Annotated in this window: 9 protein-coding genes; 4 read left to right on the plus strand and 5 right to left on the minus strand. The window is 61.1% G+C overall.

What is annotated here, in order from left to right; genetic code table 11:
• Positions 1-343: 343 nt before the first annotated feature.
• Positions 344-1,231 (minus strand): LysR substrate-binding domain-containing protein, encoded by an 888-nt coding sequence (locus JWV26_RS24145; protein WP_206418010.1) that lies wholly within the window; start codon positions 1,229-1,231, stop codon positions 344-346.
• A gap of 70 nt (positions 1,232-1,301) precedes the next feature.
• Positions 1,302-2,552, minus strand: coding sequence for an OprD family porin (locus JWV26_RS24150; RefSeq protein ID WP_206418011.1), 1,251 nt, complete (start codon positions 2,550-2,552; stop codon positions 1,302-1,304).
• A 620-nt stretch (positions 2,553-3,172) separates the two neighbouring features.
• Here JWV26_RS24150 and JWV26_RS24155 point away from each other — a divergent pair.
• Positions 3,173-4,003, plus strand: coding sequence for an IclR family transcriptional regulator (locus JWV26_RS24155; RefSeq protein ID WP_241201260.1), 831 nt, complete (start codon positions 3,173-3,175; stop codon positions 4,001-4,003).
• 40 nt (positions 4,004-4,043) lie between these two features.
• On the opposite strand, the gene JWV26_RS24160 is transcribed toward JWV26_RS24155, so the two are convergent.
• From JWV26_RS24160 to JWV26_RS24170, 3 genes are all read right to left on the minus strand, one after another.
• Entirely contained in the window at positions 4,044-5,123 is a 1,080-nt protein-coding gene (locus JWV26_RS24160; RefSeq protein ID WP_241201261.1) for an AbrB family transcriptional regulator, read from the minus strand.
• Between the two features lie 220 nt (positions 5,124-5,343).
• Positions 5,344-6,837: a tripartite tricarboxylate transporter permease gene (locus JWV26_RS24165; RefSeq protein ID WP_206418012.1), complete on the minus strand. Its 1,494-nt coding sequence runs from the start codon at positions 6,835-6,837 to the stop codon at positions 5,344-5,346.
• 11 nt (positions 6,838-6,848) lie between these two features.
• Positions 6,849-7,379 (minus strand): tripartite tricarboxylate transporter TctB family protein, encoded by a 531-nt coding sequence (locus JWV26_RS24170; protein ID WP_206418013.1) that lies wholly within the window; start codon positions 7,377-7,379, stop codon positions 6,849-6,851.
• A gap of 567 nt (positions 7,380-7,946) precedes the next feature.
• On the opposite strand from JWV26_RS24170, the gene JWV26_RS24175 reads away from it, so the two are divergent.
• From JWV26_RS24175 to JWV26_RS24185, 3 genes are read left to right on the plus strand one after another with little or no spacing between them, the layout of a single operon-like run.
• Positions 7,947-8,744 (plus strand): enoyl-CoA hydratase/isomerase family protein, encoded by a 798-nt coding sequence (locus tag JWV26_RS24175; RefSeq protein WP_206418015.1) that lies wholly within the window; start codon positions 7,947-7,949, stop codon positions 8,742-8,744.
• Positions 8,741-10,864 (plus strand): acetate--CoA ligase family protein, encoded by a 2,124-nt coding sequence (locus tag JWV26_RS24180; protein WP_206418016.1) that lies wholly within the window; start codon positions 8,741-8,743, stop codon positions 10,862-10,864. The genes JWV26_RS24175 and JWV26_RS24180 overlap by 4 nt, the downstream gene beginning before the upstream one ends.
• Positions 10,857-12,938 carry a 3-hydroxyacyl-CoA dehydrogenase NAD-binding domain-containing protein gene (locus tag JWV26_RS24185; RefSeq protein WP_206418017.1) on the plus strand — a complete coding sequence of 694 codons (2,082 nt, stop codon included), beginning with the start codon at positions 10,857-10,859 and terminating at the stop codon, positions 12,936-12,938. The genes JWV26_RS24180 and JWV26_RS24185 overlap by 8 nt, the downstream gene beginning before the upstream one ends.
• The last annotated feature ends 5 nt before the right edge of the window (positions 12,939-12,943 follow it).

Genomic DNA, 12,943 nt, shown 5'->3' on the forward strand with positions numbered 1-12,943 from the left:
GCATCTTCAGACTCTCCGACGATGTTATTTTTGTAGGTCGCTATGGGGGTCAACCCCTGAATCAAGGCTCCCAAAAATGAATCCGCGACGGTACTGATGATTTGTCAGCCAAAACAGGCGTTTATATTGGGCAGAGCGGTAAAGGGATGAGGCAGCGCAGTGCCTCCTGGCGCAGCACTTGGGCGAAGGAGTCGGGGGGAGGATCGATCCAGATGAACGCAGGCAGGCCCGTACGAGACGAGCTAGCAGACCATTGAAAAACGTAGGCGACGACTGCATGGATGCAGGAGGTAGAGCGAAGCAGGAAGCCCGAGCCGAGGCCGCCATTGGTCAGGCTGGCTTATCAGTCGGTCTGCGCCAGCAGCTCACGCATCCAGGAGAGAAACTTCAGCAAGGGCTCCGACGGTCTCATGTTACGTGGCCAGGTCAGGTAATAGCCTTCGCCGGTCTTGCAGGTATGTTCGAACGGCGCGATGAAACTACCGTTCTTGAGCTGTCGCTCGACGAAAGCCTTGACCGCGATGGCCATCCCCATATTCATCGACGCGGCCTCATAGGCCAGCGCCGAATTATCGAAGCGAATCCCTGTGTCGGCATCGACTCGGGTATCGATCGATGCAAGCCAACTTGCCCAGTCGTTCGGGCGCGCCATGGAGTGCAGCAGATGCACACGCGCGAGATCCCGTGGAGATTCCAGCTTCGCAGTCTCCATCAGCGTCGGTGAGCATATGGGTATGAGTTCGATATCGACGAGTTTCTCCGCATGCAGATCGGGCCAGTCACCAAGTCCCGAGCGAATCGATGCGTCGATGTTCTGCGTTTCGAAATCCACCGGTGCCAGCGAAGACGAAAGCCTGATCTCAATCGACTCGTGGGCATCATGGAAATTTGCCAGCCGAGGAATCAGCCAGCGCTGCGAAAACGTCGTATAGGACTGTATGGAAAGAATATCCCGCCGTCCCCTGCGCGACACCTTGCGCGCTGCACTGCTGATGTCCTGAAACGCTCGGCTGATCCCCTCGTAAAGTTCCTTGCCCTCGCGCGTCAGCTCGATCCCTCTGTGCAGGCGTCGAAACAGAGCCACCCCGAAATACTCCTCAAGCACCCGCACCTGTCGGCTAACCGCAACCTGCGAGACGTTCATCTCCTCTGCAGCGCTGGTCAGGCTGCAGAGCCGGGCAGCGGCCTCGAAGGCTCTCAAGGGGTTCAAGGGAGGCAGCGGATATTTCATGCAATCACCATGATGACGCGAAGAAGCACCAGGCGATGCCAAACAATGGCTCTCGACTGGTGTATGGGGGTCAGAGAAGACTGAGCGGATAACTGATGATAACGCGCGCGTCGTTGGCGTCACGCGCAAAATCGGATCTATAGGTGGCGCTGCGCAAACGTACGCCCAAACCCTTGAAGCTGCCGCTCTGGAACACGTACTGCAGTTCGACATCCAGTTCGCGCTCCCCGCCCGAGTCAGCCCCGCGAACATCCGCACCACTGCCGCGCAAGTAGCGGGTCATGAAGGTCAGGCCCGGAATGCCCACCTTGGCCAGGTCGTAGTCGTAACGCAGCTGCCAGGATCGTTCGTCTTTCTCGGCAAAATCGCCAACTTGGACGAAGTTCACCAAATAGGGATCTGCACCGCCGACATAGGGAAAGGCCGTGTCCCCCGACATCGCCTGGTAGCCTACGCCCAGCGAATGACCATTGAGCTTGTAGGTGCCCATGGCGCTGAACGCGCGGTTGTCGATTGCCCCACCATGCGCGTTGCCTTCATCGTCGCTCAGGAAAAGACGGATATCGCTGTTGAACGCGCCCCAGTCACCTTGGCGCCGATCACTGATGCCCAGGAACTGCTGACGATAGATGTTCTCGAAGCGAGCGTATTGGTAGGTGAAATCCGTATTTTGCAGAAACCGATAGCTGAGCCCGAGCAGTTCGAAATCGCCACCCTCCAGGGAGCCGCTGAAACGACGATTCTTGTTGTTCAGCGTCAAGCCTTCATCGCTCGTCTGATCACGCTGCACCGTGCGCTGAATCTGCGCGCCGGTCAGTTCCAGCCCCTTCAACTCGCGTACCTGCAGCTGCATTCCCTCGAAGGTCTGCGGCAACAGACGGCCATTGTTGGCCTGCAGCGTAGGCCACTTGGGCATCAACGTGCCCACCTTGAACTCGCTTTTGGAGGCCCGCAGTTTGAGCGTCCCGCCAGCCTTCGAATAATCGTCCGGCACGTCCCCATCTTCCTCAACGGGCAACAATCCCGTACCGGCCCGCCCACGCCCCGAGTCGAGTTTGATACCGAGCATACCGATGGCGTCAAAGCCAACACCGATGGTGCCCGGGGTGTAACCCGACTCGTAGCGCAGGATGAAACCTTGACCCCACTCTTCGCGCTTCGACTGACCGCTGCCCTCCCTGAAATCTCGGTTCATGTAGAAGTTGCGCAATTCCAGCGAAGCTTTGCTGTCCTCCAGAAAACCGTCCGCGAATGCCGAGGGCAGCATGACGGCAACCCCCGCTCCAACGATGTACAGAGGCGTGTGTTTTATTGTTTTCATTGCAAGTACCTGGCGAAAGGCCGGACACCACAGCCAAGCGCGGAGCCGGTCGAGGGTGGGCGAAGCAGGACCTGGGAATCACCAGGCAAGCCGATCCCCGGCGCACTAACGCTGCGCCAGCAAGATGAGCGAGTGGAGATGACCCAAGCGAGTCCGATTCAAATAGGCGAACGTGCTACCTGAAGCTGTTCATCCGCAGATGATGTGCCCTGGGCTTGCACACGGCATTGGATAACGGAGCGTTACCGAGAGCTGCCACACTGAAGCGGCAAAAGGAGGAATCTTCATAAAGACCTACTTGTTGTTATGAGTCTGAAATGAACGCCCCTCGATTATGCAAGCACGACTTTGATGTTCAACCGAGCTGTTCCACCCTATGGAACAAAAAACGCTGACCAGCGGAGCATGCCCTGCTCCGTAAGGTGCCGGAGCGACTAAAGACAACCGCGGCTATTGGCAATGGCTGAGAGCGCTTGCATCGCGGTTGCGCTACCCGGCCAGCAGGCCGAAAATCGGCGCCTGCACGAAGCGCCAACGGTGGCGCTCAGGCAAGGTCATAACGCTCGAACGACTGGCATTCGAGCCATGTGTTGCAAACGGGCATTGCGAGGGCCAAGGCGATGATCGACCCGCAACTTCAACAGTTAAAAGGCAAGGAAGCGATGCCATCGGCGATTCCCGGTCAAGGCAAATCAACGCCGAATCGCTCTCTAGAGCGTGGCCTGGATTTGTTGAAAGCTTTTCGCCCGGGTTGTGAGTACCTGACCAATGGAGATTTGAGCGAACGGACCGGCCTCTCCAAGTCGACCGTCAGCCGTCTGACACAAACGCTGGTGCGTTCAGGCTTTCTCGATTACGACCCCATCAGTGGCGCCTACCGACTGGCCCCCTCTCTGCTCAGCCTGGCGCACACCCTGTATCACGGAAGCTCGCTGATACGAGTAGCCGAGCCATTGATGCGCGAAGTCGCCAGACAACTTCAGGTCAACGTCGGCTTGGCCGCTGCCGATGGCGACGAGATGGTCTACCTGGAGTCGATCAGGCTGAGCACGCGCAAATCTCCGCGCAGCGTCGGCACAGGTCAGCGCCTGCCGATAGAGCTGACCGCGCTTGGGCGCGCCTACCTGTCAGCCGAGGATGAGGTTCGTCGTAACTCGCTGCTGCAGCATTTCCAAACGCGGCGCTGCGCCTCCCGCTGGGCAGAGCTGAGCAGGGAGATCGAGGATGCCATGCGCAGCGTCGAGCGCCATGGCTATTGCGCAGCATCCTGGCAACCGCAGGTGGTATCGATAGCCGCGCCTCTCGACCTGCCCTCCTATCGCGCCCACACATTGAATATCAGCCTGTCGACCCGTGAAAGCATCGACAAGGTCATTGCGCGCTATTCGGGGCCGCTGATCGAACTGGCCGCAACCCTCAGGAGCCAGTTGAGCGAGCGAATTGATTCATAGGAGGCCAACCAGCCCTCACCTATCGCTCCTGGCCCGGCACTCAGGATGCGCCTCTTGATTCAAAGCGCCGCGCCACTGCGATGAACCAGTGAACGCCTGGCATGAATATGCAGATCCGCACGATCTGAAACGAAACAATGATGGCAACGCTGTAACCAAGGAACTGCGCGGTCAGCGCCATTTCAGTGACCCCTCCGGGCGCAGCACTCAGCACCATGACCTCCCAGGGAAGCCCTGTCAGGCCGGCGACCGCCACGGCCATCATGCTGGTCAGGAAAAGGAAAAACAGCATGGAGAGGATGATGCAGAGCGTCAGCTTCATCTCCAGAAACAGCTCCCTGGTGAACACCGACCCCAGCCAGGTACCCAGAACGACCTGAGCGATGGCCAACACTAGCGAGGGATAAGGCGCAACGTGCAAGCCACTGCTGGACACCGCAGCGGAAATCAACAGAGCGCCGAAGAAGTACGGGTTCGGCAATCTCAGCCATTTGAACAGCACGGCGCCCGCCAGGGCGGAAACTGCCAGCAGTGCGACACCGCCAATATCGAACACACCGACCGCGTCCAGGGTACGGTCGGCATTTCCCGGCCAGCCATCCACCACATACAGAGCGATGGGAATGATCACCACGACGCTCGCGATTCTGATGGTTTGCGATAGCACAACCACTCCCCGGTCCAGGCCGAACCGTTCAGCGATCACGGCGGCCTCGACCGGGCTGGTGGGTATGGTGCAAAGCAATGCGGTCGAGTAATCGAGACGAGTAAAGCGTTTGAGCAGCAATGAGACGAACAGCGCACAGAGCCCGGTAAGCAGAGCGAGGCCGACGATCTCGGGCCCCATTTCGAGGATGACCACCAAGGCGTCCGGGGTAAATGCCAGACCTACAGTAGAGGCAATGATCATCTGGCCGTAAGGTCGGGTTTTCGCCGAAATAGCCGTCTTCATAACACCGCTCATATACAGCGCAGCCGTCAGCAGCAACGGACCGATCATGTACGGCAACGGCATGCCTATTTCCACAAACACCCGGCCCATTGCAAAACAGAGCCCATATAGCAAAAGCAACCGGACAAGGCCGGAAAGATCCATAGCCATCATGAAACCCTTAACCATCAACCAGCATCATCAGCAATCACCAGAATCGGCGAGAACCACAGCGCCGCTCCAATGAAAGTACAAGCCGGAAAGGAAACGGCCCGGAACGACGAGCCATGGTTGGCTTGCCGTTTCGGGCCACGAAGTACCGAGCACTAAACCCTTACAGCCAGGCGCTCGCACGGGAAGAGCTCGAGCGCCTTATCCGCTGAAACTTCCGGTCCCTGGGAGTCCGCCATCATGCGAGACGCTGGCGGGTGAACCTGCCGCACACGAATTTCAGGGCGGGCAATGCGAAGGAGATCACGGCAACCGCCAGCAGGACCAGCGTCAGCGGGCTGCTGTAGAACACCGAATAATCACCATTGGAAATGACCAACGCCCGACGGAAATTGGTCTCGAGCATTTCCCCCAGCACCAAGGCCAGAATGATGGGCGCGAGGGGGATGTCCAGCTTGCGCAGGACATAACCAAGCACGCCGAAGGCCAGGGTGAGATAGACCGGGAACATCGAGTTCTCGGAGGCGTACGCCCCCATCAGACAGATGGCGGCGACCGTCGCGGCGACCGCCGGGCGTGGAATGTCCGCCACCTTCGCCCAGTACTTCGCCCCCGCCAGGCCAATGAAGATCATCACTGGCACACTGACCCACAGCGCCGCGATGACGGTGTAGGGAATTTCCGGGTTGGTGGTGAACAGCAACGGTCCCGGCTGAATACCATGGATCATCAACGCGCCGATCATGATGGCTGTCGTCGGGGAGCCCGGGATACCCAGCGCCAAGAGCGGTGCTAGTGCGCCGGATACCGCGGCATTGTTGGCCGACTCCGATGCGGCGATCCCCTCGACGCTGCCCTTGCCAAATTGCTCGGGCGTTTTCGAGGTTTTCTTCGAAACGGCGTACGCCACAAAAGAAGCAATGGAAGCACCAGCACCTGGGATCACTCCGATGACGTAGCCAAGAACGGAGCTCCTCAACAGGTTATATTTCAATTTACCGAAGGTTTTTAACGGAACTGCGAGTATCCCTGTCATCGGATGACTTTTCGTCTTGCCGGACGCCCCAGCCTCTACCATGAACAGCACTTCGGAAAGCGCAAACAAGCCCAACAGCACAGGCACCAGGTGGAAGCCTTCGAAGAACTCGGGATTAGGGCTAAAACGTGGGATACCCGTCTGCGTGTCCAGGCCAACAGTTGCCAGCGCAAGACCAATGCCCATTGCGATAGCGCCTTTGGCTGCAGAGCCATTGGAAAGCGTGGAGACCAGACTCAACCCCAGCACTGCAAGCGCGAAATAGGCGGTAGGGCCGAAACTGAGCGCGAATTCGGAAAGCGGAACGGCAGTCACCAGCAACAGGAATGCGCTGATAAAAATACCCAGGCCCGATGAGATGATGGATATGTTCAGCGCAACACCCGCCTTGCCTTGCTGGGTCAGCGGAAAACCGTCCCAGGACGTGGCCACTGCAGCTGCAGTTCCAGGGGAATTGATGAGGATCGCGGAAATCGCCCCACCATATTCGGCAGCCGCATAAAGAGAGATAAGCGTCACGATCGATACCAAAGGATCGAGACTGTAGGTGAAGGGAATCAGCAGTGCGACGCCGAGGCTCGGGCCCAAGCCGGGTAGCGCACCAATCATGTAGCCCAGCAGCGCACCGACAATCAGGCCGACCAGCACCAAGGGGTCGGCGAAGGCCGAAAACCCGATCAGAATATTTTCAAACATGGGGGGTTACCTCAAGAAAAGCTGACGCCGAGAGCCAGGACGAAGACCGCATACAACCCCAGGCTCAAGCCCAGGGAAACGGCAATGATCTGCATTGATCGACGCTCACCCGCGGCAAGCATGGTCAGCGCAGCGAGCAGTGCGACGCCGACCAGGGGCCCAAGCCTGTCCAAATAGGCGCCGATACCTAGCAGTACCAGCACGGCCAACACGACTGACAAGGGGCGACAAGTCGTGACCACTGGGTGTGCCGAGCGCCGCACGCACTTAATCACCCCGACAACTAGCATCAGCGCCACAGCGACTAGGCTTACAGCGGCGATTATCACGGGAAACTCACCGACACCTATTCCATTGGGGTTCATCGGTCCAGGTAGTTGCATGGCATGCCAGCCATACAGCCCAAACACGCCCAACAGAACAACGCCAGCAAGAACATCCAATACGCCCGCAGGGGCTCTGACGACAGACTCAGCCTTGCGCGCCCCCGTCGTCGGTTCCTTAGTTTCTGCTGAGGTCGTAGACGCACTCGATGTGTTCATTTTGTACTTCCTCTCACCGCGAACCGAGATCGCGGATTTTCGCGCCTGCCAGTGGCGCGGTTGTTTTTATTGTGTGGGGTTGTCTACTTCCTGATGCCAACAGGCATATTCCTGTCCAACTTCAGTCGTAGATTCGATAACCGGCAGCTCTCAACCCTTCTCTCGTACTGCGCCCTCACTATGACCCAAGGCGCAGCCCCCCTGAACTGAGAATTTATTTGGCCTAGAGCAGCAGGTTGTTTGTCATGCATCACCGCTGATCCAGCTAAAAAAGTCGCAAGCCCAACAAATACGGCCCCTTAAAGCAGGTACCTGGCGATCTCGCGACTTACGTCGCCCTAAAAGCCCCAACCGCAGCCTGACGATCCCACAGGACATCCCAACGTTTTGTTAGACCAATCGACATGTTTAGTCATTTGAACAGCCGCCAGGTTGATCGAAGAATGCCAAATAGGATGACGGGCGAACTAAACGCTCCATTCACGCCTGCAGTCGCCCAACCGCAATCCGCCTGCCTAGTGCCAGGCAAAACTCGAATCGGTTTATTTAATTACAAGAGATCCAATAATGAGCCAGAACACTCTCATCAACTTTCACCAGGAAAACGGCATTGCCGTCCTGACCCTCAACCGACCAGAAAAACGCAATGCGATGAGCGACGCCATGCGCGCCGAACTGGTTCAGTTGCTGGAGAAGTTGCGTAGCGATCGCAGCGTTCGTGCGCTAATCGTCACTGGCACCGGCAAGGGCTTCTGCGCAGGCGGTGATATTTCCGGCATGAAGGCCCGCATGGAGGCCGATCCGGCCGTCGTTGGCTTCAACGGCTGGGAGCGCCAGCAAGGCGTGCACTATGCCGCCAGCCTGCTGCTCAACCTGCCCATTCCGACCATCGCGGCAGTCAATGGCGCGGCCGCCGGCCTTGGCGCCGATCTCGCCCTGTCCTGCGACTTCGTCGTGGCCGCCCGCCCGGCCACCTTTACCTGGGCTTACATCGCGCGCGGCCTGATCCCCGATGGTGGCGGCCTGTACTTCCTGCCGCGCCGGGTCGGCCTGGCGCGGGCCAAGGCGCTGATCTTCAGTGGCCGCCGAGTCGCCGCCGAAGAAGCGCTGGAGCTAGGTATCGCAGACCGCATCTGTGAGGCCGACGATCTGCTGAGCAGCGCGATGGCCATGGCCGACGAGATGAGCCGTGGTTCGCGCACTGCCACTGCCCTGACCAAGTCCATCATCAACCGCAGCTACGAGATGTCCGAACACCAGGTATTCGCCGAAGGCAGCAAGGCCCAGGGTATCTGCTATACCTCGCAGGAACACCGCGCCTCGGTGCAGGCCTTCCTCGACAGCGCCAAGGAGGCCGGCAAATGAACCAGCTCGATGCCCTGCTCAATCCGAAAAGCGTCGCTGTCATCGGCGCCTCAGCGGACGTCAACAAGACCTCGGGACGCCCGGTTTCCTATCTGCTCAAGCACGGCTTCGAGGGGGCCATATACCCGGTCAACCCGAAAGCTAGCGAGATCCAGGGGCTGCGCTGCTACGCCAGCGTCGAAGAGCTGCCGCAGGCCCCTGACGTCGGCCTAGTGCTGCTCAGCGCCACGCGCAGCATCGATGCCGTGCGCTCGCTGGCCAAGATAGGCTGCAAGGCAGCTGTAGTGCTGGCCAGCGGTTTTGCCGAAGCTGGTGAAGGCGGTCTGGACCTGCAAGAGGAGCTGAAAGCAGCCGCCGGTTCGATGCGCATCCTTGGCCCCAACACCATCGGCCTGGTCAACCTGTCCGCGCGTATCCCGCTGTCCGCTAGTGGCGCTCTGGAGATCAGCGACCTGCCCGCCGGGCATGTGGCAGTGGTTTCGCAGAGCGGCGGCATTCTCGGCGCCCTGCTCTCCCGGGCTGCCGGTCGTGGCATCGGTCTCTCCTCGCTGATTTCCACCAGCAACGAGGTGGATCTGGAAGTCAGCGACTTCATCGACTACCTGGTGGATGACGACAACACCAAGGTCATCGCTCTCTATCTGGAAAGCGTGCGCAACCCGCAACGCTTCCGCGAAGTGGCGCTGCGCGCCCGCGCGGCGGGCAAACCGCTGGTGGTGTTCAAGATCGGCCGCTCCGAAGCCGGCGCCAGCGCCGCCAGCTCCCATACCGGCGCGCTGGCTGGTGAAGACCGCGTCTACGATGCCTTCTTCCGCGAGCTGGGGGTGATCCGTGCCAACACCTTCGACGAGTTCCTCGACATCCCCGCTGTACTGGTCGCCGGGCGTCGCCTCGCTGGCCGCCGTGTTGCCATCCTGACCTCCACCGGCGGCGCTGGCACGCTGATCGCCGACAGCCTGGGTATGAACCATTTCGACACCCCGGCCCCGGATGCCACCACAGCCGAGAAGCTGCGCGCCCTGCAGGGCGACACCCCCACCGCACTCGACCGCAACCCGATCGACGTAACCCTGGCCGGCCTGCAACCCGACCTGCTGCGCCAGGCGATCCGCACCCTGCTGGCCAGCGACAGCTACGACGCGCTGGTGGTGATCATCGGCTCCTCCGGCCTGGCCATGCCGGATCTGGTGGTCAACGCCATCCAGGACTGCCTGGATACCAACGACAAGCCCGTACTGGCCTACGTCAGCCCTTATGCACCCGATACGCTCAAGCGCCTGAATAGCGCCGGCATTCCGGGCTTCAGCTCGCCGGAAAGCTGCAGCGCCGTGCTCGGCGCGCTGGATCTTATCGCCCAGCCGCTGCCCGACCTGGCAGCCGCGCCGCGCATCCAGTTGCCGGCGATGGTCGAGCAGGCCGAAGGCTCGCTCGATGAGGCCGCCGCCAAGGCGCTGTTCAGCCAGGTAGGGCTGCGCGTGCCGCAGAGCCGCGTGGTCGCCAGCCGTGAAGAAGCCGTGCAGGCCGCTCGCGAACTGGAACATCCGGTGGTGCTCAAGGTGCTGGACGCCAAGCTGCTGCACAAGAGCGATATCGGCGGCGTGGCCCTGCACCAGACTGCAGATACCATCGGCGCACGCTTCGACAAGATGGTCACGGAAGTGGCCGGCCACGTCGGCTATCGCCCGGATCGCTTCCTCGTCGAAGCCATGGTTGCTGGCGGTCACGAGCTGATCCTCGGCGCCAACCGCGACGCCCTGGGCACCACCATTCTGCTCGGTGCCGGCGGCGTCACCGCCGAGCTGTACAAGGACACCGCGCTGCGCATGCTGCCCGAACAGGGTGGCCTGACCCTGGAGCAGGCTCACTCGATGATGCAGCAGTTGATCACCTGGCCATTGCTCGACGGCTATCGCGGTTCCAAGCGCCGTGATACCGAAGCACTGGCCCAGGCCATCGTCAATTTCTCCGCCCTGGTCGCCGCCTTTGGCGAACGCCTGGTGACGTCTGAAATCAACCCGTTGTTCGTCCTGCCCGAAGGCCAGGGCGTAGTCGCGGCCGACGCCGTACTGGTGCTGGAGCAGGTCGACGAAGAAGTCAGCGGAGAACGCCGTTATGGCTGAAGCCCTGAACAACGGCCAGGTTCACCTGGCCTACGAGGGCGAGATCGCCGTGATCACCCTCGACAACCCACCGGTCAACAGCAGCACCGATGCAGTCAGACGAGGCATTCTCCACGCCCTGGCGAGCCTGGATAGGACGCGGGCCCGTGCGGTGCTGTTGACCGGTGCCGGACGCAACCTGATGGCCGGCGCCGACCTGCGCGAGCTGGAGAACGAGCCCACCGAGCCCACCCTGCCCCAGGTGACGGCGGCCCTGGAAGCCTGCCCCCTGCCGGTGATCGCGCTGGTCAAGGGCCATACCCTGGGCGGCGGCCTGGAACTGGCACTGGCCTGCGATGCCCGCCTGGCCACGGCCAATGCCCACCTGGGCCTGCCGGAAGTCACGGTGGGCATCATCCCCGGTGCAGGCGGCACCCAGCGTCTGCCTCGCGCTGTCGGCATGAGCACGGCGCTGGACATGATCGTCAGCGGCAAACCAATCAAGGCCGCCAAGGCCCTGGAACTGGGCCTGGTGGATCATCTGCTGAGCGCCAGCGACGAAGCCGAACAACATGCCGAAGCGCTGGCCTTTGCCCGCCAATATCAGGGCGGCAAACGACCACTGAGCGCGCGCCCCGTGGCCGCCGAGGACAAGGCCGCCCTGCGCACGCGAGCCCAGAAACTGATCACCGCCGCGCGCGGTCTGCCGGCGGCAGCGGTTGCCGCCGAGGTGGTTCTGGCCGCCGATGAGATGAGCTTCTCGCAGGCCATCGGCAAAGAACGCGCGGCCTTTCTCGCCCTGCGTGGCAGCCAGCCGGCCCAGGCCCTGCGCTACCTGTTCTTCGCCGAACGCGCCGAGCCCTATGTCCCGGCGCAACCGACAGAAGCACGGGTACTGGAACGGGTCGCGGTCATCGGTGCCGGCACCATGGGCAGCGGTATCGCCCTGTGCGCGCTGCAGGCCGGCTGCACGGTGGATCTGCTCGAACTCAATGCGCAAGCACTCGCCGCAGGCGTCAAGCGCATCGAAGACGAGCTGGCGCGCGACGTCGAGCGCCAACGTCTGAGCGCCGACAAGCACGATGCCATCCTCGCTCGCCTCACGGCTAGTCAGGACATCCAGTCCGTCGCCAAGGCCGACCTGGTGATCGAAGCGATCATCGAAGACATGGCGGCCAAGCAGGCGCTGTTCCAGCAACTCGCCGCACAGGTGAGCCGCGACACCCTGCTGGCGACCAACACCTCCTACCTCGACATCGACGCGATCGCCGAAGGCATTCCTCACCCCGAGCGCGTACTCGGCCTGCATTTCTTCAGCCCGGCACACCGCATGGCCCTGCTGGAAGTGGTGCGCGGCCGTTCGACCGGCGAGCAAGCACTGTGCACGGCGCTGAAATTCGCCGAGCGCCTGAAGAAGAAAGCCATCGTCGTCGGCAACGCCTGGGGCTTCGTCGGTAACCGTCTGTACGCCGCCTATCGCCGTCAGTGCGAGTTCATGCTCGAAGAAGGCGCCAGCCCCGAGCAGATCGACGCGGCTCTGGAGCAATACGGTTTCGCCATGGGCCCGTTCAAGGTGGCCGACATGTCGGGCCTGGACATCGCCTGGCGGATGCGCCAGCAGACCGTCGCCACACGCCACCTGCGCCGCTACGTCGGTATCCCCGATCTGCTCTGCGAAGCTGGTCGCCTCGGCCGCAAGACGGCCAAGGGCTACTACCGCTATGGCGAGGACAACAAGCCCCAGAGCGACAGCGCGGTCGCCGAGCTCATCGCCGGCTATCGCCTTGAACAAGGCATCGCAGCCAAAGCCTTCAGTGATCAGGAAATCCAGCAGCGCGCCGTGCTGGCACTGATCAACGAAGCCCTGCTACTGCTCGCGCAAGGGGTCTGCCAGCGCCCGGAGGACATCGATATCGCCCTCGTCCACGGCTACGGTTTCCCGCGCTGGCGCGGCGGGCCGGTGTTCATTGCCCGCAGCATGGGTTCGAGTGAGTTGAATGACGCCCTGGATGGCTTCGTCGAAGCCTCCGGCAAAGGCCAGGAGCGCGGCGATGCGGCCCTCCTGGGAGCTGGCACCAAGCCAGATAAGGAGTGAGGAAA

It is taken from the genome of Ectopseudomonas toyotomiensis (assembly GCF_017167985.1).
Lineage (GTDB): Bacteria > Pseudomonadota > Gammaproteobacteria > Pseudomonadales > Pseudomonadaceae > Aquipseudomonas > Aquipseudomonas toyotomiensis.

Bases quoted from the DNA above. Each gene is read 5' to 3' on its own strand.
- JWV26_RS24175 (WP_206418015.1), top strand. From the start codon at position 7,947: ATGAGCCAGAACACTCTCATCAACTTTCACCAGGAAAACGGCATTGCC.
- JWV26_RS24145 (WP_206418010.1), bottom strand. From the start codon at position 1,231: ATGAAATATCCGCTGCCTCCCTTGAACCCCTTGAGAGCCTTCGAGGCC.
- JWV26_RS24180 (WP_206418016.1), top strand. From the start codon at position 8,741: ATGAACCAGCTCGATGCCCTGCTCAATCCGAAAAGCGTCGCTGTCATC.
- JWV26_RS24160 (WP_241201261.1), bottom strand. From the start codon at position 5,123: ATGGTTAAGGGTTTCATGATGGCTATGGATCTTTCCGGCCTTGTCCGG.
- JWV26_RS24165 (WP_206418012.1), bottom strand. From the start codon at position 6,837: ATGTTTGAAAATATTCTGATCGGGTTTTCGGCCTTCGCCGACCCCTTG.
- JWV26_RS24150 (WP_206418011.1), bottom strand. From the start codon at position 2,552: ATGAAAACAATAAAACACACGCCTCTGTACATCGTTGGAGCGGGGGTT.
- JWV26_RS24185 (WP_206418017.1), top strand. From the start codon at position 10,857: ATGGCTGAAGCCCTGAACAACGGCCAGGTTCACCTGGCCTACGAGGGC.
- JWV26_RS24155 (WP_241201260.1), top strand. From the start codon at position 3,173: ATGATCGACCCGCAACTTCAACAGTTAAAAGGCAAGGAAGCGATGCCA.
- JWV26_RS24170 (WP_206418013.1), bottom strand. From the start codon at position 7,379: ATGAACACATCGAGTGCGTCTACGACCTCAGCAGAAACTAAGGAACCG.